The 24,753-nt window shown below is 43.8% G+C and carries 27 protein-coding genes; 13 read left to right on the top strand and 14 right to left on the bottom strand.

What is annotated here, in order from left to right:
- Nucleotides 1-154: 154 nt before the first annotated feature.
- Nucleotides 155-532, bottom strand: a complete 378-nt coding sequence (locus tag ACFSUO_RS03560; protein ID WP_382391163.1) for a YbaN family protein — start codon at nt 530-532, stop codon at nt 155-157.
- 219 nt (nt 533-751) lie between these two features.
- On the opposite strand from ACFSUO_RS03560, the gene ACFSUO_RS03555 reads away from it, so the two are divergent.
- From ACFSUO_RS03555 to hisC, 8 genes are read left to right on the top strand one after another with little or no spacing between them, the layout of a single operon-like run.
- On the top strand, nt 752-2,023 hold the full coding sequence (locus ACFSUO_RS03555; RefSeq protein ID WP_382391161.1) for an ATP phosphoribosyltransferase regulatory subunit: 1,272 nt from the start codon (nt 752-754) through the stop codon (nt 2,021-2,023).
- Complete coding sequence (gene hisG, locus ACFSUO_RS03550) at nt 2,024-2,650, top strand: ATP phosphoribosyltransferase (RefSeq protein ID WP_382391159.1); 627 nt, start codon at nt 2,024-2,026, stop codon at nt 2,648-2,650.
- 6 nt (nt 2,651-2,656) lie between these two features.
- Nucleotides 2,657-3,952, top strand: coding sequence for a histidinol dehydrogenase (hisD, locus tag ACFSUO_RS03545; RefSeq protein ID WP_382391157.1), 1,296 nt, complete (start codon nt 2,657-2,659; stop codon nt 3,950-3,952).
- Complete coding sequence (gene hisB / locus ACFSUO_RS03540) at nt 3,933-4,517, top strand: imidazoleglycerol-phosphate dehydratase HisB (RefSeq protein ID WP_382391155.1); 585 nt, start codon at nt 3,933-3,935, stop codon at nt 4,515-4,517. Before hisD ends, hisB begins: the two co-directional genes overlap by 20 nt.
- 16 nt (nt 4,518-4,533) lie before the next feature.
- Nucleotides 4,534-5,244 (top strand): 1-(5-phosphoribosyl)-5-[(5-phosphoribosylamino)methylideneamino]imidazole-4-carboxamide isomerase, encoded by a 711-nt coding sequence (hisA, locus tag ACFSUO_RS03535; protein WP_382391153.1) that lies wholly within the window; start codon nt 4,534-4,536, stop codon nt 5,242-5,244.
- A complete protein-coding gene (hisF, locus tag ACFSUO_RS03530; RefSeq protein WP_382391151.1) occupies nt 5,245-6,003 on the top strand; it encodes an imidazole glycerol phosphate synthase subunit HisF in 759 nt (252 codons plus the stop codon).
- Between the two features lie 4 nt (nt 6,004-6,007).
- Nucleotides 6,008-6,652 (top strand): bifunctional phosphoribosyl-AMP cyclohydrolase/phosphoribosyl-ATP diphosphatase HisIE, encoded by a 645-nt coding sequence (gene hisIE / locus ACFSUO_RS03525; RefSeq protein ID WP_382391149.1) that lies wholly within the window; start codon nt 6,008-6,010, stop codon nt 6,650-6,652.
- Nucleotides 6,645-7,706, top strand: coding sequence for a histidinol-phosphate transaminase (hisC, locus tag ACFSUO_RS03520; protein ID WP_382391147.1), 1,062 nt, complete (start codon nt 6,645-6,647; stop codon nt 7,704-7,706). Before hisIE ends, hisC begins: the two co-directional genes overlap by 8 nt.
- A 72-nt stretch (nt 7,707-7,778) precedes the next feature.
- Here the strand turns inward: hisC and ACFSUO_RS03515 are convergent, their stop codons facing one another.
- The 9 genes from ACFSUO_RS03515 to fni form a co-directional block, all read right to left on the bottom strand.
- A complete protein-coding gene (locus tag ACFSUO_RS03515; RefSeq protein WP_382391145.1) occupies nt 7,779-8,567 on the bottom strand; it encodes a SurA N-terminal domain-containing protein in 789 nt (262 codons plus the stop codon).
- A gap of 228 nt (nt 8,568-8,795) precedes the next feature.
- Nucleotides 8,796-9,749, bottom strand: a complete 954-nt coding sequence (locus ACFSUO_RS03510) for a siderophore ABC transporter substrate-binding protein (protein ID WP_382391143.1) — start codon at nt 9,747-9,749, stop codon at nt 8,796-8,798.
- 17 nt (nt 9,750-9,766) lie between these two features.
- On the bottom strand, nt 9,767-10,525 hold the full coding sequence (locus ACFSUO_RS03505; protein ID WP_382391141.1) for an iron ABC transporter ATP-binding protein: 759 nt from the start codon (nt 10,523-10,525) through the stop codon (nt 9,767-9,769).
- On the bottom strand, nt 10,519-11,469 hold the full coding sequence (locus ACFSUO_RS03500; protein ID WP_382391139.1) for an iron chelate uptake ABC transporter family permease subunit: 951 nt from the start codon (nt 11,467-11,469) through the stop codon (nt 10,519-10,521). Before ACFSUO_RS03500 ends, ACFSUO_RS03505 begins: the two co-directional genes overlap by 7 nt.
- Nucleotides 11,459-12,412 (bottom strand): ABC transporter permease, encoded by a 954-nt coding sequence (locus ACFSUO_RS03495; RefSeq protein ID WP_382391137.1) that lies wholly within the window; start codon nt 12,410-12,412, stop codon nt 11,459-11,461. The genes ACFSUO_RS03500 and ACFSUO_RS03495 overlap by 11 nt, the downstream gene beginning before the upstream one ends.
- A 267-nt stretch (nt 12,413-12,679) precedes the next feature.
- Entirely contained in the window at nt 12,680-13,405 is a 726-nt protein-coding gene (locus tag ACFSUO_RS03490; RefSeq protein WP_382391135.1) for a DsbA family oxidoreductase, read from the bottom strand.
- A 226-nt stretch (nt 13,406-13,631) separates the two neighbouring features.
- Nucleotides 13,632-13,961, bottom strand: coding sequence for a hypothetical protein (locus tag ACFSUO_RS03485; RefSeq protein ID WP_382391133.1), 330 nt, complete (start codon nt 13,959-13,961; stop codon nt 13,632-13,634).
- 282 nt (nt 13,962-14,243) lie between these two features.
- The gene (locus ACFSUO_RS03480) at nt 14,244-15,104 is read right to left on the bottom strand and encodes an MBL fold metallo-hydrolase (RefSeq protein ID WP_382391131.1); all 861 of its coding nucleotides are present in this window, start codon (nt 15,102-15,104) and stop codon (nt 14,244-14,246) included.
- A gap of 258 nt (nt 15,105-15,362) precedes the next feature.
- Nucleotides 15,363-16,412, bottom strand: coding sequence for a type 2 isopentenyl-diphosphate Delta-isomerase (fni, locus tag ACFSUO_RS03475; protein WP_382391129.1), 1,050 nt, complete (start codon nt 16,410-16,412; stop codon nt 15,363-15,365).
- 219 nt (nt 16,413-16,631) lie between these two features.
- Here fni and ACFSUO_RS03470 point away from each other — a divergent pair, with 219 nt between their 5' ends.
- Entirely contained in the window at nt 16,632-17,171 is a 540-nt protein-coding gene (locus ACFSUO_RS03470; RefSeq protein WP_382391127.1) for an HD domain-containing protein, read from the top strand.
- A 75-nt stretch (nt 17,172-17,246) separates the two neighbouring features.
- On the opposite strand, the gene ACFSUO_RS03465 is transcribed toward ACFSUO_RS03470, so the two are convergent.
- Entirely contained in the window at nt 17,247-18,071 is an 825-nt protein-coding gene (locus tag ACFSUO_RS03465; RefSeq protein ID WP_382391125.1) for an aldo/keto reductase, read from the bottom strand.
- A gap of 190 nt (nt 18,072-18,261) precedes the next feature.
- On the opposite strand from ACFSUO_RS03465, the gene ACFSUO_RS03460 reads away from it, so the two are divergent.
- The 3 genes from ACFSUO_RS03460 to ACFSUO_RS03450 all read left to right on the top strand — a co-directional run bounded on the left by ACFSUO_RS03460 (nt 18,262) and on the right by ACFSUO_RS03450 (nt 20,841).
- Nucleotides 18,262-18,747: a helix-turn-helix domain-containing protein gene (locus tag ACFSUO_RS03460; protein WP_382391123.1), complete on the top strand. Its 486-nt coding sequence runs from the start codon at nt 18,262-18,264 to the stop codon at nt 18,745-18,747.
- The gene (locus ACFSUO_RS03455; protein WP_382391121.1) at nt 18,744-19,148 is read left to right on the top strand and encodes a hypothetical protein; all 405 of its coding nucleotides are present in this window, start codon (nt 18,744-18,746) and stop codon (nt 19,146-19,148) included. The genes ACFSUO_RS03460 and ACFSUO_RS03455 overlap by 4 nt, the downstream gene beginning before the upstream one ends.
- A gap of 274 nt (nt 19,149-19,422) precedes the next feature.
- The gene (locus ACFSUO_RS03450) at nt 19,423-20,841 is read left to right on the top strand and encodes an amidase family protein (protein ID WP_382391119.1); all 1,419 of its coding nucleotides are present in this window, start codon (nt 19,423-19,425) and stop codon (nt 20,839-20,841) included.
- Between the two features lie 258 nt (nt 20,842-21,099).
- Here the strand turns inward: ACFSUO_RS03450 and ACFSUO_RS03445 are convergent, their stop codons facing one another.
- The 3 genes from ACFSUO_RS03445 to ACFSUO_RS03435 form a co-directional block, all read right to left on the bottom strand.
- A complete protein-coding gene (locus ACFSUO_RS03445; protein ID WP_382391117.1) occupies nt 21,100-21,621 on the bottom strand; it encodes a hypothetical protein in 522 nt (173 codons plus the stop codon).
- A gap of 330 nt (nt 21,622-21,951) precedes the next feature.
- Nucleotides 21,952-22,521, bottom strand: a complete 570-nt coding sequence (locus ACFSUO_RS03440; protein ID WP_382391115.1) for a DNA-3-methyladenine glycosylase I — start codon at nt 22,519-22,521, stop codon at nt 21,952-21,954.
- Nucleotides 22,518-23,360 carry a sulfurtransferase gene (locus ACFSUO_RS03435; RefSeq protein WP_382391113.1) on the bottom strand — a complete coding sequence of 281 codons (843 nt, stop codon included), beginning with the start codon at nt 23,358-23,360 and terminating at the stop codon, nt 22,518-22,520. The genes ACFSUO_RS03440 and ACFSUO_RS03435 overlap by 4 nt, the downstream gene beginning before the upstream one ends.
- 150 nt (nt 23,361-23,510) lie before the next feature.
- Between ACFSUO_RS03435 and pepT the strand changes: the two genes are divergently transcribed.
- Complete coding sequence (gene pepT / locus ACFSUO_RS03430) at nt 23,511-24,749, top strand: peptidase T (RefSeq protein ID WP_382391111.1); 1,239 nt, start codon at nt 23,511-23,513, stop codon at nt 24,747-24,749.
- The last annotated feature ends 4 nt before the right edge of the window (nt 24,750-24,753 follow it).

Raw genomic sequence — 24,753 nt, 5'->3', positions numbered from 1 at the left:
GAAAAATTCGTCGTTTCCAAGCGAGATTATGTTACTCTGCCTGTTTTTATTTCATCCGCAATCGTCCAAGTTCATAATCCTCTGTAGCATTACTATTCACCAGAAGCATGACAGGTGCATAGGGTTCGGGGATTTCTTGGTTACCTCCCGTTCCTTAAGCCTTTCGCAGTGTCTTTTGCTTAAGGATAAACCATGTGAAATAAGAGCCTATTCCGAACAACAGAATCTTTACGGCCAATAGCGGAACGACAAACAAAATGCTGTATGCCATTGCTATCCATAGTGTAGACACCCCTATCACTTTTGCCTTCAAAGGAATACCTTTGCCATCACGGTAATTCTGTATGTAGGAGCCAAAATATTTATTCGAAAGGAGCCAATTGTATAGATTATCCGAGCTTCTCACATAACAGGCAGCCGCCAGCAGCAGCAGCGGCGTTGTTGGCACCAGCGGAAGAATAATGCCCAACATTCCCAAAGCCAGTGAAATCGACCCGGCTATAATCAGAACTATTTTTTTCAGCTGCTTCATCGTACCACCAGCTATCATGGGTTATAAATGCTGTTTTCATTATAGCATTCCCCGGAAAGTTATGCCTTCATTGATTATGGAATTTATTTGACTTTTTTACCCATGGTTCTCATTTGCAGTGTTGTAAAAAAATATTAAAGAGTCATTATTTTCTGTTGACTTTTCATCGATTAATTACTAGAATACTAAATAACTTTAATTAAATAAAGTGGTAAAGTGATGAAGACACGGACAGAATGGAGTTTTCGCATGGTTTCCTATCAAATTGACACTGAAAACAATGGAATAACCTCCAGGCAGCTAATGCAAAACAGCCTCCTGCCTTTGCTGAAGAGACGCTTCCGCACTTACGGATATGTCGAAACAAGCACAAGCGCTTTTCAGGATTACGATTTATATACTTCGGTTACCGGGACGGTCCGTAAACACGACATGATTAAAACCATAGACCCGTCCGGGGAGGTTCTTGTCCTTCGTCCGGATGTAACCATCCCCATCGCACAGCAGGCAGCATCGGGTGACAAAAGTCCTCGGCGGCAATTTTATGTCCAGGATGTGTACCGGCTTACCGATGAAAAGAACCATCATAGAGAACGGACTCAGGCAGGCGTCGAATGCTTCGGGGAAAACACACATGAAAATGATGCCGAATTGGTCGCCATGGCTGCTCATATTCTTAAGGACCTTCATTTCAGCCAATACAGAATTGTCCTAAGCCATGCCGCTTTCTTTAAGGAATTGCTGAGCCAGCTGCCGCTCTCGCCAAGTCAGGCTGAACAGTTGCACGAACTGATACAGTCCAAGAACTTGACTGAAATAAGACCCTTCCTTGCCGATTTGCCAATTGACGGGGAATTGGCAGAAGCTGTCGAGACAATCCCGATGTTATATGGAAGCCCGGAACAAGTAATTGCCAAGGCATCAGCGATATCCCTCAACGCCGGTATGCGAAAGACAATTAATGAACTCAAGGATGTTATTGCTGTTTTAAGGGCTTACGGCGCCTACGATTCTGTTGTATTAGATCTTGGCCTGATAAATGATATGAACTATTATTCGGGCATCATTTTTCAGGGATATGTTGCCGGATCCAGTAAACCTGTTCTAATGGGCGGACGGTACAATCACCTGACAGAGCAGTTTGGGAAAAGCATGCCGGCAATTGGTTTCGGCTGCTTCGCCGATCTTTTGTTGGATGCACTGGGTAAGGACGGCCAGCCACCGGTAATGGAAAATGCCATCCAGGTTATTATTTATTATGACCCAAGCGGCATCACACATGCATTAGCTATCGCCAATAAACTCCGGGATATCGGCTTCCGTGTAGTCACCGAGAATAGGTGCCGAAGAACTGATTTAGAAACGCCTGCACTCGGAACTGCCTTTATAACGGCAGACCAATTTCTGCTGCATCACCGGGGCAAACAAACGGAATTTCAGACGGCAGATGAACTAAACAATCTGCTGGAAGTAGAAATGAGGGGAAATTGAATGGATTACCTTACATTGGCACTTGCAAAAGGCCGGACAGCAAATAATTCTATCAATTTGCTGGAGAAGGCCGGCTTCCATTTCGATCATTTCAGAGAAGATTCAAGAAAACTCGTTTTCTATGATAAGGACAGTCTGATTAAGCTAATCTTTGTCAAGGCCGTTGATGTCCCGACATATGTGGAAAATGGAGCAGCAGACGTGGGAATCGTCGGGAAGGATAACATTATGGAAGAACAGCCTGACGTTTACGAACTGCTTGACCTGCAGTTTGGCCAGTGCAAATTTGCAGTTGCCGGCTTCACAGGAACCGGGCTGGATACAGACAGGACATTAACCGTTGCATCCAAATATCCAGCCGCAGCCAAAAAACATTTTCATAGAAAAGGCATCCCCATCGACACCATCAAACTAAACGGATCGGTTGAACTTGCACCTGTCATTGGCCTCGCGGACGTCATTGTGGACATCGTCGAAACCGGCAACACCTTACGCGAAAATGGACTGACTGTACTTGAAGAGATGGAAGCAATCAGCACCCGCCTGATTGTCAACAAAGCCAGCTTCACCACTAAATCGGACAGCGTACACAGATTCATTGATACTTTAAAAAAAGGGTTGGAGTGATCAAACGTGAAAAAAATGACAGCCAGCCAATTCCGGCAGGCGAGTGGATCATCATTCGGACAGACCAACAACGGCATTTTGGACGAAAAGGTTCTTCGCATCATCTCTGACGTCCAGAAAAATGGGGATACCGCTCTTCTCCGGCTCACGGAAGAATTGGACGGCATTAGGCTTCGTACACTGCAAGTTACTGAGGATGAATTTCAGGAAGCAGAAGCATCCGTCAGCGACTCATTTCATACAGCACTCCGGACCGCAGGCAAAAACATTGAAACCTTTCATGCTGGCCAGATGGAGCAATCCTGGTTCATGAATCCAGACCTCGGCGTGACATTAGGACAAAAGGTATCCCCTATTGAACGTGTCGGTGTGTATATACCGGGGGGTAAAGCCTCCTACCCATCTTCTGTACTGATGAATATCATCCCGGCGAAACTGGCGGGTGTTAAGGATATCACCGTTACCACGCCGCCAGATGAACATGGAAACATCAGTCCGCACGTCCTTGCCGCTGCCAGAGTGGCGGGCGCTGACACTGTCTATAAAGTCGGGGGGGCACAAGCCATTGCTGCATTAGCCTATGGCACCGAAACGATTAAAAAGGCTTTTAAAATTGTTGGACCCGGCAATACCTACGTTGCCCGGGCTAAAAAGTGGGTATTTGGTGATGTCGCTGTCGATATGATTGCCGGCCCAAGCGAAATTTGCATTGTCGCTGATGAAACAGCAAACCCAGCTTTTGCTGCTGCCGATCTTTTATCACAGGCAGAACATGACGAACAGGCCAGACCGCTATTGGTGACACCAAGCAGTCATATAGCAGATGCAGTACAAGGAGAGATATCCCGTCAGATAGAAAAGCTGGAGCGTAAAAAAATTATCCGCCAGTCATTAGATCAGAACGGGCGAATGATTGTGACGGAATCACTTGCAGAAGCACTGGACATCGCTAATCTAATTGCACCGGAGCATCTGCAGCTCATGATTCGGGAGCCGTTCGAAAACTTGGCGGCGATTACGAATGCGGGGGCCATTTTTCTAGGCAATTATTCCCCTGAGCCACTGGGTGACTATGCAGCCGGTCCTAACCATACGTTGCCAACGAGCGGTACAGCAGCATTTTCATCACCACTTGGTGTCTATGATTTTATGAAAAAATCAAGCATTATTCATTATCAGAGAGACGCTCTGAGAAACGTTTCAGAGACCGTCACCTCTCTTGCCAAAGCAGAAGGGCTGACCGCACATGCTCAATCGATTCAGATCAGGAAGGATGAAAACGATGCGAAAACAGACGATTAGACGTGCTACAGCCGAAACCAATATCACTGCAGCGTTCAGCCTGGATGGCTCCGGGACACCGAATATCCATACAGGCATCGGTTTCTTTGACCACATGTTGACACTGCTGACCAAACACGGACTGTTCGATTTGAGCGTGCAGTGTGATGGCGACCTGGAAGTTGATCAGCATCATACGGTTGAAGATACCGGCATTGTCCTCGGGCAGGCGTTCAAACAAGCACTCGGCGATAAAACGGGCATTACCCGTTATGCTACAGTCACGACACCGATGGATGAAGCACTTGCCTCTGTTTCAGTCGATATTAGCGGGCGGCCATACCTTGTCTATCATGTCGATGGACTGAAGGAAAAAGTCGGGTCATTCGATACAGAGCTGGCCGAAGAATTTTTCCAGGCCTTCGTCAATCACGCCGGTATTACACTGCACATTAACCTGGCCTATGGCTCGAACACCCATCATATGATAGAGGCTATTTTCAAAGGTGCAGGCCGGGCGCTTGACCAAGCTGTATCGATCAATGAGAGGGTGGATGGTATCCCATCAACGAAAGGATCCTTGTAGAAAAGAGGGAATAAAAATGATTTTACTTCCAGCTATCGATATCAGAGGCGGGAATTGTGTCCGCCTCACACAAGGGGATTACCGACAAGAAACAATTTATAGCGACTCCCCAGCCTCTATTGCCAAACAATGGGAGGACCAGCAAGCCGATTACTTGCACGTTGTGGACCTGGATGGTGCCAAAACCGGGACTGCCGCCAATGCTGAAACCATTCGGGAGATTGTCCAAACCATCCAGATCCCTGTTCAAATTGGAGGTGGCATTCGTTCCATTGATACGTTACAAACTTACCTGTCTGCAGGTGCTGATCGGGTCATTATTGGTACAGCTGCTATTCATCATATGGACTTCTTAAAAGAAGCAGTTGCTTCCTTTGGTGATAACATTGCTGTGTCCATCGATGCACGTAATGGCTTCATCGCAACAGATGGTTGGACCGAAACAAGTGATGTTAAAGCAATCGATTTGATGAAAGAGCTTGAAACAATTGGGGTCAGTACCATCATTTACACGGATATTTTGAAAGACGGCATGCTGAAAGGCCCCAACTTTGAAGAGCTGAACGCCATTAATTGTGCAACAAACATCCAAGTCATTGCCTCAGGCGGCATCTCCAGCCTGGAAGATGTGAACCGGCTCAAAGAGATGGATCTTTACGGTGCCATCATTGGCAAAGCATTGTATGACGGCACACTATCATTTACAAACATACGGGAGGAAACATGAATGAGGGCAAAACGAATTATCCCATGCTTGGACGTTAATAAAGGACGCGTTGTCAAAGGGCATAAGTTTAAAAATATACAAGATGTTGCGGACCCGATTGACCTGGCGAGACAATACAATGAATCCGGCGCCGATGAACTTGTCTTTTACGACATTACGGCATCCAATGAAAACCGCCTGCTATTTCTTGACATTGTCAGAAAAATAGCAGCAGAAATTACGATTCCATTCACTGTCGGCGGCGGCATCCGCAGTATCCGGGATATCGAGCAGGCGCTCCATGCCGGCGCAGATAAAGTATCCATCAATAGTGCAGCCGTTAAAAACCCTGATTTCATTCAGGAAGCCGCTGTGCAGTTCGGCAGCCAATGCATTGTTCTGGCAATTGATGCTAAAAAGGCCGGACCAGGAAACTGGCATATTGTCATTAGCGGCGGCAGGGATGATACGGGGATGGATGCTGTTGAATGGGTCAAAGAGGGAGAACGTCTTGGTGCCGGTGAAATAGTAGTCAATGCAATAGATACCGATGGGGATAAAACCGGCTATAGCCTTGAACTGACAAAAACAATCAAACAAAATGTCAACATCCCCGTCATCGCAAGTGGTGGTGCCGGATCAAATTCCCATGTAGCCGATGTACTGACCGAAGCAAATGCCGATGCAGCCCTTGCAGCCTCTGTCTTCCATTACAATGAGATTCAAATACCTGAGCTAAAAAACTATCTTGATCAAAACGGAATCACCGTCAGGAGGTAATGACATGTGGGACGAACAGCTGAACGAACTGACCTTTGACGAACAAGGTCTTATCCCCGCCATCATACAGGATATGGAAACAGGTAATGTGCTTACCCATGCCTATATGAACAGGGAGTCGCTGGAAATAACACTGGAAACCGGTGAAACATGGTTTTACAGCCGCAAACGCAGGAAGGTGTGGCATAAAGGGGAAACATCCGGCAACAGGCAAAAGATCCATGAAATCCGGTATGACTGTGATCAGGATGCCCTTTTGATAAAAGTGCATCCACTCGGGCCAGCCTGTCATACTGGTGAGCCAACTTGCTTTCATCATACGTTGAAAGAAGCTGATCCGACCGGCCAAATGACGCTCAACGAACTGGCAGCCCTTATCAAAAAACGCCGTGCTGATGCAGAGGAAGGCTCTTATACCACCTATTTATTTTCGGAAGGCATGGATAAAATCCTTAAAAAGATAGGAGAGGAAACGAGTGAAGTGATCATCGGTGCCAAAAATAACAGCCGTGACGAAATGATATGGGAAATAGCCGATTTAAGTTACCACACACTCGTTCTGATGGAACTGATGGATATCTCCATTTCCGAGATCAGACAGGAACTTGCCAAACGCCATACAGCAAAGGAAGACGTCCGACATGTGTAAATTCTGGAGCGAGGCAGTTAAACGGACAGAACCTTACGTACCCGGCGAACAACTGAATGACCCGGACATTATCAAGCTGAATACCAATGAAAACCCGTACGGACCTTCACCAAAGGTTATCGACGCCATTCAGAACGAATTGACACAGAAATTACATCTTTACCCTGCCCCCGGTGCTGACGCGCTTCGGGAAGAAATCGGCCGTTATTATCAGCTTGATAAGGACCATGTTTTTATCGGTAATGGGTCTGATGAAGTACTAGCCTTTTCGTTCATGGCCTTTTTTGAACAAGATGCCCGCATCCGGTTTCCATCGGTAACATACAGCTTTTACCCGGTCTATGCCAAACTTTTTCATATCCCGTATGATGATGTTCCGCTTAATCGGGACTTTACGATTCCTGTTGCGTCCTTTTTCCAGTCAGAGGGCGGGGTGATTATTGCCAATCCGAATGCACCAACAGGTTTATATCTCGATTTGAAGTCGGTAGAGGAGATTGCGGCAAATAATCCGAAGCAAGTGGTTATCATCGATGAGGCCTATGTCGACTTCGCTCCTGGTTCTGCCGTATCACTGGTCAAGGATTATCCTAACCTATTGATTGTACAGACCATGTCCAAATCAAGGTCACTGGCCGGTCTGCGGCTCGGTTTTGCCATCGGGCAGCCACACCTGATGGAGGCGCTCCATCGCATCAAGGACTCATTCAACTCATATACGATTGACCAACTGGCTATCGCTGGCGGAACTGCTGCCATTCAGGATGAAGATTATTTCCAGGAGACAACAGGACAAATCATCAATACAAGGGAGTGGCTGATTCCCGAAATGAAAAAACGCGGATTCTGCGTACTGCCATCCGCCGCTAACTTTATCTTCGCCTCCCACTATAAGGTAGAAGCAGAAACACTTTATCAGAAATTGAAACAGCAAAAAATCTTAATCAGGCATTTTCAAAACGCCGCAACTGCCAATTACGTGCGCATTACGATTGGTACGGAGGAACAGATGGAGCGATTGCTGGCTGCAATCGATTCGATCATTGTTGCATGAATCGCTCCAGGTTCTGCTGCAAAACAAGCAGAAAAAAAACCAGGATCCGTAATGGACCCTGGTTTTTTTCTGCTATAAATTAATGGTGACATCGGCATCTTTACGGAGTTTCTCAACAAGCGTCTGCCGTGCTTTATTTTCTTTTTGGGTTTTTAACTGTGACTTCAAATCTGATTTTTTCTCGTCAAATGAGGCTATTTTCTTTTCTTCTCCGTCTTCCTTTTCACCTTTGTTACCCTCTTTCGCTTTCTCCTGCTGAGACTTCCACTGGTCATATGCTTTTTGCAATTCTTCCTCCGTCGGTTCCGTGTCCCCTGATTCTTCAGAAATCAGCTTCTCCACTTTGACTTGTGTCTTAATCTGAGAAACAACTTCTTTTTCCTTCATGCCTTGCTCTTCTAACTTACTCAGCAATTTGTCTTTGGACTCAAGCCCATTTTGTTTGGCCATATCGTTCAGTGTCTCGTCCACATCTTTGTCCGATGCACTATAGTCACGATCATTTGCCTCTTGAATAAGCAGCTGATTACCGACCATGCCCTCTGCTGTCTGCTTTTTCAGCTTGTCCTGATCAAGCTTTTGACCGGTCAGCTGTGATTGCATCGCCATACGCTGGAACAGGCTTTGATACGTTGATTTGAATTCTTTTTTCTTGATTTCTTCGCCATTCACTTTTGCGACAACATCTGGCACATCTTTCAGGTCAGGCTCAGGCATCTTCTTCTGCTGTTCAGAAGCCTGTCCATTTTTATCACTACCGCCGCCATTATCCTTATCGCTCGATTCATCATCACCGCCGCACGCTGCCAGTACTAAAGCTATTCCGAGCGCCATTAGTGTCATCAGTAATTTTCTCATCATAAATGGTAGTCCCTCATTTCCTATCGTTGTTCTTTAATTCAAACATATTTTATGGGGGTATCGCAAGTTTTATTACATTCGGTTAGTTAGCCTTTATCCCTTATCATACCGGCATTTCCGCAACCTTTTACATCTTCTTTACAATTTATCGCCTATTTTACTATCATTTGCCGTATTTTCATTCACGTGAAGAGGACCGGCCCAAAATGGGGACCGGTCCCTAAAACTTTATTCGCTCAGACTCTCATCAATTTCATTAACCATTTCCTGTACGGAAACGAGTCCCCCACCCGAAAGGTACCAATAATCCGGGTTCAAATAGACGATATTATCATTCTTGTACGCCTTTGTTTTCTTGGTAAGATCATTTTCAACAACTTGTTTCGCGGATGATTCACTTCCGACTACAGCACCCCGGTCGATCACATAAAGCATTTCCGGATTCTGTTCAACCACATACTCAAACGAAACGTTCATGCCATGTGTGGATACCTCTATATTTTTATCAACTGCAGGAACACCGAACACATCGTGAATGATGCCAAACCGTGAATTAGGCCCGTACGCACTTATCTTATCATCGTTGGCAAGTATAATCAGTGCTTCCTTATTGCTGGCTTCGGCTTTCTCTTTGAGGTCGGCAATGGATTTTTCAATAGCTTCCAGTTCTTTATCAATTTCATCCTGTTTACCGAAAATGGTGCCGATTTTATTAAGATTTTCTTTGAATGAATCCATATATCTCGTTGTATCGACGCCGAGATGGACGGTCGGTGCAATTTCCTTTAATTGATCATATAAAGAAGCTTGCCGGCCGGAGATAATGATCAGATCAGGATTAATTTGTGCCAGCTTATCGAAATCAGGTTCTTTCAAACTGCCGGCGTTCGCATATTTATCACTTTTATATTTCTCCAGGTAATCTGGTATACTGCCCTTTGGAACCCCGGTAACATTAACTCCCAATTTATCAAGGGTATCCAGTGTGCCAAAGTCAAAAACGACTACTTTCTCCGGGTTTTTCGGTACATCGGTTTCCCCCAGTTCATGGTTCACCGTCACCTTTTCTGCCTCACCAGAAGCATTGCCTTTATCCTCTTCGCTGGAATCAGATGACGACCCGCATGCCGCCACAAACACCATCAGTCCGCTTAAAACAGTAATTAATAATAATTTCCTCAATGTTTTTTCCTCCTCTTTTATGCGAAATAAACGCAAATCCGGTTATTGTTAATATGTTTAATTTCAATATCCATGTCGTATATATCTTTCAGAACACATTCATCAATCACATTGCATGTCGGGCCCTGTTTAACGATTTTCCCGTCCTTTAGCGCAACAATCTGGTCGGAATAGCATGAAGCAAAATTAATATCATGGATGACAATAAGTATGGTCTTGCCCAGTTCATTAACCAGTTTCCGCAATGTTTTCATAATTTGCACTGAATGCCGCATGTCAAGATTATTCAATGGCTCGTCAAGCAGAATATACTCCGTGTCCTGGGCAATGACCATGGCAATATGGGCGCGCTGGCGCTGACCACCAGATAGCTCATTCAAAAATTTATCCTGGATGTCGCGGAGCTCCATGTAATCAATTGCCTCATCCACCTTTTCCCAGTCCTCATCCGTCAGTCTGCCCTGGGAGTACGGAAAGCGGCCGAAAGATACAAGCTCCCTGATAGTCAGCCGCAAATTAATCGCATTGGATTGTTTTAGAATTGATATCTTTTTAGCCAATTCTTTGTTCTTTTTCTGGGTGATATCCTCTCCATCAATGGTAATATCCCCATCATCGCGCGAAATAAGCCTGCTGATCATCGAAATTAAAGTACTCTTCCCCGCCCCATTCGGACCGATAAATGACGTAATCGTGCCTTTTTCGATTGACACCGAGACATCCTCCACGACATTCTTCTGATTATACCGCTTAAACACACTTTTCAGATCTACCATGATTTATTCTCCTTTAATAAAAGATAAATAAAGTAAATACCACCGGCAAAGTTGATGATTACGCTAATCGTTGTCTGGAAAGTAAACACTTCTTCAACGACGAATTGGCCTCCAAGCAGTGCGATAATGCTGATCAAGATGGAACCGATAATTATATAAAAATGACGGTATGTTTTTAAAAATTCATAGGCGACATTGACAACGAGCAAACCGAGAAACGTAATCGGGCCGACCAGTGCTGTTGCAATCGATATCAATACCGCCACAACAATCAAAAGCCGTTTCACCACATAATCATAGGGTACTCCCAGATTGATGGCATGATCTTTCCCAAGACCCAGCACATCAAGATACTTGTAGAACCGAATGAAATAGAGCGTTACAAGCACCATTAACCCGAATGACAAGTAGACAAGATCCTTATTCACATTATTGATGCTTGCAAACATCCGGTCACGGGCAACCATAAACTCATTGGGATCAATCAAAACTTGCATGAAGTCTGTAAAGCTTCCAAAAAATGTCCCTAGAATCATTCCTATCAGCAAGAGGAAATAAATATTGTTATTCTCCCCTTTAAACAGAAAGCGATAGAGCACCAGTGAAAAAATGACCATGACCCCGATGGACAGAAAATAGTTGATGCTGCTGCTCATCATGACCAGCGAGCGTGATCCAAATACAAAGATAATGAACGTCTGCAGCAAAAGATAAAGTGAATCAAGTCCTAATATATTCGGTGTCAAAATGCGATTATTGGTAATGGTCATAAATACGGTTGTTGAAAACGCAATCGCTGAAGCGGTCAGAATAATGGCAGCCACCTTCATAAGACGTCGCGGAAGTATATAGCCAATGTTGCCGCTCAAATCATAAAAAATGTAAATCAGGACAAAAATTGCTGCGATTATTGCAAGGGTGATTGTCTTTTTCTTATAGCCCATATTTCTTTCTCCTCAGCAGCAAGTAAATAAATATTGCACTTCCTATGACACCTACTGTCAGACTGATCGGAATTTCGTACGGATAAATGATAACCCTTCCAATAATATCGCAGGCCAATACGAATATAGCTCCCAGAAGTGCTGTATGCAGCAAGCTTTTCTTTAAATGGTCACCCTGATAGATGGTGACAATGTTTGGAATGATCAGCCCAAGGAATGGAATCATCCCCACCGATAAAACAACCGATGCAGTCACCAGCGCAACGATAATCAGCCCAAAATTGACCACCTGCTGGTATTTCAGTCCAAGGTTTTTGGCAAAATCCTCCCCCATTCCTGCAATCGTAAACTTGTTGGCAAACAAGTAGGCGATAATGAGCAGTGGGATGCTGATATACATGAGCTCATAATTCCCACTCATGACCATCGAAAAGTCTCCTTGCATAAAGGAGGACATGTTCTGGATTAAATCGTTCTTGTACGCCAGAAAGGTTGCAACAGAACTGATGATATTCCCGAACATCAGCCCAACCAATGGAATGAAGACGGCATCCTTGAATTTTATTTTCTCGAGGATTTTCATAAAGATGACCGTTCCCAGCAAGGCAAACAAAAACGAAATAGCCATCTTTTGCAGCGGGCTGGCGGAAGTAAAAACCATCAAGGCTACCAAAATGCCCAATCTTGCCGAATCCAGTGTCCCCGATGTTGTCGGTGAAACGAACTTGTTTCGGCTAAGCTGCTGCATAATAAGCCCGCAGATACTCATGCTCATGCCAGCAATCACTATACTGGCGAGCCTGGGCACCCGGCTAATCATGATGATCTCCAACTGTTCATCCGACAAGCTGAGAATGTCCCACGGCGCAACATCTGAAACACCTATAAAAATGGAAGTAAACGATAACAATAGTCCGACAGTCGCCAGATGCCAAATTTTCATATGTAACCCTCGAATGCAAATTAGAATGGTTATCTCTTTTTACTCAATCTAATTAATAATGAAAATCATTATCAATTACGTTCTGTCATTTATTATAACAGAATTTGGGATAACTGCAATATATTCCTCAAAAAAATTATTGCATTTTTATGTCATGTGGAATTTCCAGTCTTGAAAGTGAGCTTGTACAGGTGAAGCCGACACCTTTGACATAAAAAAGCCCCGGTAAACGCATTCCACGCTTACCAGGGCTTTCACAAAAGGTGTTTAGTCTTCTTCCACGACTTCACAGCCTTCATCTGTACAGTATGTTGTTTTTGACTTCTTAGGCGTCAATGATTGCAGGGCAGGCTCTGATCGCTCCTCTTCCCATACTTTTTCAAGCACCTCTAAAAACACTTCCTGCGGCTGTGCACCGGATACTCCATATTTGTTATTGAAAACAAAAAATGGTACACCCTCGACACCCAACTGTCCGGCCTCCTGTTCATCGGCACGGACATGTCTTTTATAATCGTCTGTCTCAAGCATTGCGCGTACGTCTTCCTGATTCAGGCCCGCCTCGCCAGCAAGTCTTGCCAGTGTATCATGATTACTTATAAGTTCAGAGTCTGTAAAATAAGCCTTCAACAGCCGTTCAGTGACTTGGTTTCCCTTGCCTTTATCCTTTGCATATTGTGCAACACGATGTGCATCAAATGTATTCGTATGTTTCATCGAATCAAAATGGTAAATCAAACCGAGCTCTGCCGCCTGCTTTCCCATTTCTTCGTTTGATTTCTTGGCCTTCTCGACACTCATGCCATATTTGGCTGCCAGGAGCTCATGAATCGATTTACCGGGATTCTCCTCGGCATTCGGATCCAGTTCATAACTTTTGTACGCCACTGTTACATCCTCTTTATTCGGGAATTGTTCCAGCGCTAATTCCAGTCTGCGCTTTCCGATGTAACAAAACGGGCAAACAAAATCGGACCATACCTCTATATTCATCATAACACCTCTTTTCCTGTTATTTATTTTAGCACAGAATAACTTTTTATAAGAAAAGATGCGCTTGATTGTCTGCCGTTCAGGAGTAATACCAATAACTACCGATTACTTCAAAAACCGCAACGATGAAGTAATTTGTCACAGGCCAGCTAATTCATGTATGTGCTCAAAACCCTTCCATGTCCTGCATGAAACTGACTCTGATGCTGTCCGACGCCGGCTGTCGCTACCATTTACTTCTCTCTGTTTCGATATTTCTTTCCATTTTCATTTTCTCTATTCGATAATTCATCATTACTTTTTTCGCCTTGTCCACATCATTTTCACTTACTTTTATGTATACCGGACTTTCCTTGTATCCAAATTGATAAAAATTACTCCAATTATATGGGATTTGATATTTAAATGGTATTTTATTTCCTTTTAGAAGCCAATAATATTCATTTGCCTCACTTAAATTTGATTCACTGCCACTGTAGACCGTTTCGTATTTCTTACCGTCTCTAAACATAAATAACAGCATGGCAGCTGCCATAACTCCTATGATTCCAAACATACAAATCCCTCTTTAACATTCTATTGTTTTCAAACACAATATTTTAGTCCGTTCAACTACCTACTTCATACCAGTCAGTTACTTATAGTCTTTCCAGGGTCCAGATTACTAAAACATTGCTTGGATCCAGTGATTTTGATTTTATGCTGAAAATCAAAATCCGTGCAATCGTTTCCCGGTCATCGTTCAAATACTGCTTGATCAGCCTCCCTTCATCCTATTCGCATTAACCGGTGCCCAACGTTAAAGAAATCGGCGTAATGCCGATTTCCCAATTACTTATCAGTGGTATTTTGGACCATCGACGTAACGTCCATAATCCGGTTTTGCTGTTTGGTCAAACGTCTTGGCAAGCTGCTGCAAACCTTCTTGTAAATCCTCTCCGCTCATCGAAGTTCCGTGCCCCGGTACCACTGTTTCAGGCTTTAGTGCAGCCAGTTTCTCAACAGATTCCCTGGCACTTTCCCAGTCAGTGGTCAAATACCTTGGCGGACCATTCACTTCACTGGTTTGCATCAGCACATTGTAGAACGAATCCTGCCTGACGGTAATGAATGCATCACCAGAAAGCAGCATGCCGTCACGTTCACGGTAAAATGAAACATGCCCCGGCGAATGTCCAGGTGTGTGGATCCATTCCCAATCATCCATCCCGGGAACACTGTTATCATCAGGCAGAGGTTTTACAGCATTCCCTAGGTTAATTGGTTTATTTGGGTACATTTTGGATATTTTGGCTAACATACCGCCTTCCACGCCAGGATCAGGTTCCGGATAGCTCTTTTCACCGGTTAAATATGGAATTTCCTTTGTATGGGCGTACACCGGAACATCCCACTTCTGTACAAGTTCGACTAGTCCGCCCACATGGTCAAAATGCCCGTGTGTCAAAATAATCGCTGACGGGGGGTTCTGTTTCCCGAAACGTTCCTCTGCCTTTTCGAGTATTTCATCAGCCGATTTAGGCAGACCTGCGTCCACCAGCATCCAATCCCCCTTATCCGGATAACCAATGAACCCGATGTTCGCAATCTGATTCGTGAAGTAAAACACATCATTCGCAACTTCTTCGCCTGTACCATTTGTAATCGACGTCATCGGAATAATTTTACTGTCCTCTGATTCATGCATTTCTTCATCCATGTAAAAACCTCCTTTTTCCTTTTAGGATTTGGAGGTTTCAGGATTATAAACCATGAATTTCGGGCTGTCGGATGGGACTTTGTGGGAAAAATGCTGGCTGAAATTGTGAACTTTAGCATTTTGAATGTGAACTTTAGCGTTTTTGTATGTGAACTTTAGCGTTTTTATTGTGAACTTTAGCGTTTCTGCATGAAACTTTAGCGTTTCCTCAATAACGCACCAAAAAACTGCCCACAAATTGTGAGCAGTCCCGCATTTTCAGTCCTCAAGCAATGATTTTCCCATAATGGATACGCGCTTTGTGTTTTTTAAATCATCAAGTGTTTTTGCACCAATACCGAACATGGTCATTTTCAATTCAAGTTCAATCTGTTCCATTGTTTCCTTTACCGCCTCATCAGATTCAGTCGCGGCTTGAAGTAATTTGCGGGCAAATCCGATCACATCAGCGCCAATGGTCAATGCTTTCGCTGCATCGACGCCGGTTTTCATACCGCCGCTGGATACAACCGGAACATCTTCCAACGCACTTCTCACCGACACAATGCAGTCTTTCGTCGGGATTCCCCAGTTATTGAACGCCTCGGCAGCAGCCTTTTTCAGCGGATCGTTGGAGCGAAGTTTTTCCACCTGACTCCATGATGTTCCGCCGGCGCCTGCGACATCAATATAGAAGATGCCAGCATCGTGTAATTTTTTTGCAATAGTTCCGTCGATTCCAAATCCAACTTCCTTCGCACCAACGGGAACGTCCAGCGCGGAACATACCTTCTCAATTTTCGGAAGGAGGTTCTCGAAATTCAAATCGCCCTCATCCTGCACGGCTTCCTGAAGTGGGTTAAAGTGCAGCACAATCGAATCAGCGCCGGTCATTTCAACAATCCGCTGACACTCTTCAGCACCATAACCATAATTCAGCTGGACAGCACCCAAATTAGCAATAAGAGGAACCGACGGCGCATGCTTTCGTATTAAAAAAGACTCCTGATGTGCGTCGCTTTCCAAAAGCGCCCGCGTTGAACCGAGTGCGACAGCCCAGCCTTTTTCTTCTGCAGCCTTTGCTAAATTTTGGTTGATTTTCGACGCCAGTTCTGATCCGCCAGTCATTGAACTTACCAAAAACGGTGCTTTGATCGGCTTGTCCAGGAAATCAGTATCCAGACTGATATCCGCAAAATTAATCTCCGGCAATGCGTTATGTATGAAGGCTATCCCTTCAAGCCCTGTTGATTTGTTTACACCTTCCACATTATCATTTAAACAAAGCCGGATATGTTCTGTTTTGCGCTTGTTAATTCCTTCACCCATAGTTATTCATCCTATCTCCATTGTCATTACTTTTATCATATCAAGTTTTTACGCTTATGTAACGATTAAGATAAAAATTGCATCTATACATCTAGTTTACTTATTCCGCAACTGAATGAAAAGAAATCTGATTCCACTAATCCAAAATTTAGTGCAGTTGAGCAATGGCTGCCGTAGTGCTACACTTGCTCTAATAACATCGCCCATGGAGGGAAGCAGATGAAACAAGCAGCAAAAGCCTTTGCCGAACAAGCCCATGAAGGCCAGACACGCAAAAGTTCCGGCACGCCATATATTACCCACCCTATCCGTGTCGCAAAACAGCTGGAAACGTCGGGATTCAGCGAAGCGTTAGTCTGTGCCGGTTATTTACATGATGTTGTAGAAGATACATCGTATGAAATCGAGGATATAGAAGGGAGATTTGGATCAAAGGTTGCTCAGCTCGTTTCCGCCCACACGGAAGATAAATCAAAATCCTGGGACGAACGCAAACAGCACACAATCGATACTGTCAAACAGGCCGAAAAAGAAATCAAATATCTGATTGTTGCCGACAAATTGGACAATCTGCTATCGATGGAAAAAGAATTAAAGCGTCAGGGCGATAAGCTGTGGCTCCATTTTAATGCAGGTTTCGAACAACAAAAATGGTACAACCAATCCATTGCTGAAAATATGTATAGCGGATTAGCGGAAGATAAGATTCCAGATTATTTTCGAGAGTTTGCAGACGTCGTGAAGCGTGTATTTGGTTGAAATTTTTCAACAGTTGAAGACACCGATTATTTTAAAAAAACCGGATGCAGATTGACTCCGCACCCGGGACAGCATTTACCGTTTATTCATTTCACTCGGCTCCGGACCATTGCGCTGGCCGCGATCCAATCCCGCCAATTTATCCATATCGTCATCACTTAATTCAAAATCAAATACATCGAAGTTTTCTTCAATACGGGATGGAGTCACTGATTTCGGAATAACAATCGACTCCGACTGCAGGTGCCAGCGAATAATAACTTGCGCCGATGTTTTGCCATGCTTTTCGGCAATTGCACGAACCGTATCATTCTCCAGCACTTCTTTGCCGTTCATTAACGGGCTCCATGCTTCCAGATAAATGTTATGGTCCTGGCAAAACTTCTTCAGCTCATGCTGCTGAAAATATGGATGGCATTCTACCTGATTCAACACCGGCACAACATCACATTCATCCAACAGACGCTGGAGATGTTCGATGTTAAAGTTACAAACGCCGATTGCCTTGACACGGCCATCATTATACAGTTTTTCCATCGCCTTATATGTTTCCACATAATCATCAAATTCCGGTGTCGGCCAATGGATTAAATATAAATCAACATATTCAAGACCAAGGCGCTCCAGACTCGCATCGAAAGCCTTCAATGTCTCGTCATATCCCTGATCACTGTTCCAGACCTTTGTCGTAATAAACAGCTCATCACGGGCGATCCCACTCTTGGCAATTGCTCTGCCAACACCATGCTCATTCTCATATACTTTGGCCGTATCAATCGCGCGATAGCCTGTTTCAAGTGCTTTCGCAACAGCCGGTTCCGCTTCCTCATCCGGTACCTGCCAAACACCAAAACCGAGCTGCGGCATTTCCAGTCCGTTGTTTAATGTTACATATTGCATGAGCAAAACTTCCTTTCTTGCTATGGTAAAAATTAGTTTATCACAATATATATGCTGAAAAAAATATTTGCTGTAATTGCTGCTTTTTCCTCGCGAAGAAAGATTTCCTTCACAATACAGGATATAATAATTATAAAAAGTTTAGTAAGTTTAATAATATGTTATAATAAAGATGTGGAGGTGAATGGAATTGACTAACTCAACCGAAATCGCACATGATATTATCCTTAAACTTGCCGAAGAAACGAAAAAAGAAACTGATTTGACTGACCCATATATTCAAAAACTTATTTTTGAACTAAATTCAGTAGCACGTGTCAGTTTATCCGAAAACACGAATGCCCCGGAACATTATACAGTGAAAGATGTCGCGGAATTGTTTGACGTTAATAAACAGACAGTCTATAAATGGATTGCAGAAGAAAAAATTGAATACAAAATTGATGAGAGCCCGGGTAAAATACAGCGAAAAGGATACCAAATTCCAAAAGGGCAATTTAAAACAGAAAAAGAAATGCATGCTGTTGATCCTACATTTAGGGATAGACGTGAAAAAAACATGAGGGAAATACCCAATACAGGTTCTTATCAACCAGATATGCCCCCTCAAGAAGGTAACGGGAATAGTGTCAGTTATGATGATATTAAAGCTAAAATAAACAGGAACAACCAATGAAAATCATTAAGGAATTTTGGCATCAGGAAATAATTGTTATGGACCTTCCAATTATTGCGGAACATGTAGAAGACTTTAATGCATTTTACGATACGTTTCTCACTGCTATCCACAAGGCTAAGCGAAATCCACTTCGTCCAGGATGGAGTCTGAGACATGATTTAATAGGTTGGCGGGAATACAAATTTTTTTCTAAAAACAACCCCAACCCTCAGGAAAAACCGGATATGCGGTTTGTATATCACTATGACAAAGCCCCTAAATACTTCTATGTGTTAGCTGTTGGACTTAGGAATTCAAAGGAAACAAGATACTCTAAAGAGCAACATAGCGTCTATTACATGGCCGCCGAACGCCTGAAAAAGATTACACCAGCTTACTGGCAAATGATACAACATTAATTCCTGCAGAAAAGGCAAATGTCCCGGTAACTTTTACCGATTAAGGGCTACTATTTGAAATAGCTAGAGCTGTCCTCCTACACCTACAATCGATTGCGAACAAGAAAAAAGTGTCGTCTACCTAAAGAAAAAATGTTACCTTTTCATATCACCTTTTGACTGCATCCTTCGATTATAGTAATAGAATACAATCTCCAAAAATTTTTTCAATTTAAAAGGAACTTCAACAACAAAAGTCGAATATTTCAAAAGATAACCTATGAGGAGGACTACTATGGCAATAAATGAAATGACTATCCCAGAATTACAACAAAAAATGGAATACGGCAATTTGTCAGCAAAAGAACTAACAAAACAGTACCTGAAACAAATTGCCAGCCATAATGAACAAATCAACGCAGTGCTGGAATTGAACCCGGATGCATTGCATATCGCGGAATCCCTAGATACAGAAAGAAACCAAACAGGCCCACGTAGCCCGCTTCATGGTATTCCTATCCTGGTAAAAGACAATATTGACACCGGGGATAAAATGCATACGACGGCGGGCTCGCTGGCTATGGAAAATAACTATGCAAAAGAAGACGCTTTTATTGTCCGGAAACTACGTGAGGCCGGAGCAGTTACCCTCGGGAAAGCCAACCTAACTGAGTGGGCGAACTTTATGACCGTGGGAATGCCGAATGGATACAGTTCGTTAGGCGGACAAGTAAGAAATCCCTATGGACCAGGCAAATTCGACACAGGAGGTTCCAGTGCCGGGTCGGGTGCCGGTATTGCCGCTGGTTTTGCTGCCGGAGCACTTGGTACGGAAACGAGCGGATCCATCCTGAGCCCTGCAAGCAGCAATTCCATTGTCGGCATCAAACCAACTGTTGGCCTGCTGAGCCGCACAGGTATCATCCCGATTTCCAATAGCCAGGATACCGCCGGGCCTATGACACTTACCGTGGAAGATGCGGCCATTCTGCTGGATGCGCTTACTGGTTCCGATAAAAACGATCCAGCTACTTTGATAAACAAAACGACAAAGAACTTTTCCCAGTCACTTAATATAAATGGATTAAAAAACGCCAGATTGGGTATGTCACGCGACTACCTGCAAGGAGCGGATGACGAAGAAATTGCCATCATAGAGGATGCTTTAGCGGATATGGAAAAGCTCGGGGCAGCCATAACGGACCCGGTTAAGTTGCCCGTGGATGTAAACGATATAAACGTCATGCTGCACGAATTCAAAAGCGGAGTCAATGCCTATTTAAAGGATGCATCAACAAATCTCCCAGTCCAATCATTGCAAGATGTTATCCAGTTTAATAAAAATCACAAGAACGAGGCGTTGAACTACGGACAGACAATTCTCGAGCAGTCCGACAAAAAAAGCGGAAACCAGACCGAAGCTGAATATATTCAAGCCCGATTAAGTGATTTGGAGCAGTCACAGGAAGAAGGCATTGATAAAGCGATAAACGAACATAACTTGGATGCGCTCATTTTCATAAATAATTACGGGGCGGGAATCGCTGCAAAAGCGGGTTACCCTTCTATAACTGTTCCGGCAGGCTATACGTCAGCAGGGAAACCAGTTGGCATCACATTAACAGGGGTTGCTTTTACCGAAGCAAGGCTGATTGAACTGGCCTATGCATATGAACAAGCAACAAACCATCGGAAAACACCGCAGCTCAACTAAAGAAAGGGGCTATTTCCTATTTAAGAGGATGTTCAAAAAGTCCGGTAAAAATGACACTTCGAATTTCATCGTTGGCTTGCCTTTCCGTTCCTTGGAAAAGAAAACCACTTTTCCTGCGTGCGATGTGTATTCAGGGGAGCATTCCTTGTGCTCATGTATTAATTTGCATATATTCCGCTACTCAAAGCTGCGCCGCCTTGAACTTCTCGGTCCTTTTTATCCTCCTTTGAACACGCACTTGGAGGGAAATAGCCCGCTTTATGCACCATTCCAAATAATTTCACCACATTGTGCCTGATGGTCAATTTTCACGTCAAAATAATGCTTACTGTAAAAATGTTCCAACCGCTCGACATGATCGAAATCGCGCTGAACAATGTCACCTGTAATATTCTGCACATTATCTTCATGTGCCACTTCTTTTAAATGTTTCATTAGTACCGATCCATACCCTTTATTTTCTTCGCCTTTAATAGCAGCAATATGCAAGTTTTGGTTATCTTTATATTCCGCTTCTATGGTCGAATGCCAATCACCACGGTATGGTCTTGAACAATTATGCAGCATGATTTGGCACATTTCCTCATCCCTATATGCGTAAATGATAACCCACTCGTCATGTCTGGTCTGATCAATGCCGATAATCTCTGCATTCCTGGCAATCTTTTTCATGTTATCCTGCATACGGAAGAGTTGCAGTTCCAGCGTATCAAGCTCCGTTTTCAATTCATCTTTACTTTTTGCTTCTTCTTTTTCCAAAAACACACTTTGAGATATCATTATCTTCTTCCTTTCCAAATCGCGCACAATGTCGTATTCTACTAGAAAGGAAGGATGTACTTCAAGGCATTAAAAGAATATCTTACTTAGGATCCTATCTTCAATAATCAATTCCAAAGATACATTTTTCGTAAATAAATGTATCGATTTTAGTATAATCATTTTATTCATAAAAAGCAGATAACCGCCTATTAAACTCCGGCAAATCTTCCTCCAGGATTGTCAGCCCTCTTTAAATTGACGATTATATTAACATCATGCATATCTAATCCGCCAACACACCGCACACCTCTATCCCGTACTATTAATTCATTGTTGTACCACCTATTCTTATTTTCCATGATAAAGAAAACAACCCTTAGTATGATCATTCACCATCCCGGTTGCCTGCATAAATGCATAACAAATCGTTGGTCCGACAAAGCTGAATCCGCGCTTTTTTAAATCCTCGCTCATCAGCTCTGATTCCTTCGTAAACGACGGCACATCAGCGTGTGTATCCCAGTCATTCAACATTGGTTCCCCGCCGACAAATTGCCAAATGTATGCATCAAAACTGCCAAACTCCTTCTGTATTTTCAAAAAAGCATGTGCGTTTTTGATGACGGACTCAATTTTGCGTTTATTCCTTATGATGCCGGCATCCTGCAGCAGTTCACTGATTTTATGCTCGTCATACGCTCTGATTTTCACCGGATCAAAATAGTCAAATGCTTCCCCATAGTTGTGCCGGCGTTTCAGAATGGTAATCCAGCTCAAGCCAGCTTGGGCACCTTCGAGCGTCAGCATCTCGAATAGCAATCTGTCATCGTGAACCGGCCTCCCCCACTCGTCATCATGGTAATCAATATAAATCTGTTCATCCGTCACCCAGTCACAGCGTTTGAGGCCATTCGTCATTCTTCCGCCAACTCCACTTCATTTTCTTCATAAGAAATCCAGTCACTGAAACTGCCCGGATAAAGCTTCACATTTCGGAACCCAGCCGATTTCAATGCCAGGACATTCGGACAGGCGGATACACCCGACCCACAGGAGACAATAATTTCATCATCCTTATCAAGTGATCCGAAGTGCTTCGCCAACTCTTCCGTATTCTTCCATTTTCCATTCTCGTTGAAAACACCTTTCCAGAAAAAATGTCTCGCACCAGGGATGTGACCTGCTTTAGCATACAGCGGCTCGGTTTTTCCGAGATATCTTTCCTTCGAGCGCGAGTCAATTAACGTTGCTGACTTGTTCTTAAGTTTCTCCTTCACTTCCTCGATATCCACTTTCTCGTGCTCCCGATACTGCGGTATGAAGTTCACTGCTTCCAGTTTCGGTATTTCTGTTGTCACTTCATACCCCTGTTCCACCCAGGCATCCAAGCCCCCATCAAGCAAGTAAACATGTTCATGGCCTGCATAATACAAAAGCCACCACAAGCGTGCGGCGAACATGTCATTCTGCTGATCATAAATAACAATGGTTGTATCATGGCCAATGCCGATGTTGCCGATTTTTGCTGCAAACATCTCCATATCGGGTAGTGGGTGACTGCCGCCATGTTTAGCCGGTTTCGCGGACATGTCTTTATTCAGATCCAGATAAACGGCTTGTGGTATGTGGCCTTCCAAATATGCTTTCCTTCCAGCATCTTCATCGCTCAGCTTAAAACGTGTATCAACAACTGCCGTCTGCTCAGGATAATCCTCCAGCCGCTCCCTCAGCCATGCCGGACTCACTGCTACTGACATTGTAACGCCTCCCATTTCATTTGTTCGTTTCCTATCAGAAATTTCTTTTCCTTTATTTTAACCGATGGAATAGTCTGTGAACAGACCCCTGCTTATCCTTCCCCTTCTGTAAAATAAAGTGATAATATAGAAAGAAAGGAGCTGAATAATATGAAAAAGAAATTGATTGAACGATTCACTAATTATGTTACTGTCGATACCCAGTCCGACGAGTCCAGCGAAAAAACCCCGTCCACACCCGGCCAAATTGAACTGGCCAAACAGCTCGCCGATGAACTGAAATCCATCGGTATGCATGATGTATCTGTCGATGATAATGGCTACCTGATGGCTACACTGCCAGCCAATACCGAAAAAGATGTCCCAGTTATCGGCTTTCTCGCCCACCTTGATACAGCAACTGATTTTACTGGCAAACATGTAAACCCGCAGATTGTGGAAAATTACGACGGGGAAGACATCGTACTAAACGAAGAAAAGGGTGTCGTATTATCGGCCGAAGAATTCCCGGAACTGCCTGAATATAAAGGCCATACATTGATCACAACAGACGGAACAACACTGCTTGGGGCGGATGACAAGGCAGGCATTGCGGAAATTATGACCGCAATGGACTACTTAATCAATCACCCTGAGATCAAACACGGAACCATTCGGATAGCCTTCACTCCTGATGAAGAAATCGGCCGCGGCCCACATAAGTTCGATGTAGACCGGTTCCAGGCCAAATACGCCTACACCGTGGATGGCGGTCCATTAGGCGAATTGCAGTACGAAAGTTTCAACGCTGCCGCCGCCAAAGTAACGATTAACGGCAACAGTGTTCACCCTGGCACTGCCAAAGACAAAATGGTCAATTCCGGAAAAATCGCTGCTGAATTTATTAGTAAACTGCCTGCACAAGAGGCACCCGAACATACAGAAAAATATGAAGGTTTTTATCACCTGATATCCGTCAATGGAGATGTTGAAAAGACGCAGTTGACCTATATCATCCGTGACTTTGACAAAGATAATTTCGAGGCGCGTAAAGAAACGATGAGCAAGTTCACCTATGAAATCAATGCGGCATACGGGGAAGGCACCGCCGAAATTGATCTAAAGGATCAATACTACAACATGCGTGAAAAAATTGAACCTGTTAAAGGCATCGTCGATATAGCTTACCAGGCGATGGAAAACGTTCAAATTAACCCGGAAATAAAACCGGTCCGCGGCGGCACAGATGGATCACAGCTTTCTTATAAAGGACTGCCAACACCGAACATTTTTACTGGCGGCGAAAATTACCATGGAAAATATGAGTATATTTCAGCCGACAATATGGAAAAAGCAGCAAATGTCATCATTGAAATTTGCCGGCTGTTTGAAGCAGAGGCAAAGAATTAAGGTG

Origin of the sequence: Lentibacillus juripiscarius, from assembly GCF_042685205.1 — a bacterium.
Lineage (GTDB): Bacteria > Bacillota > Bacilli > Bacillales > Amphibacillaceae > Lentibacillus > Lentibacillus juripiscarius.
Note: the sequence above shows the minus strand (reverse complement) of the source record. Positions and strands in the feature narration are given on the sequence as shown.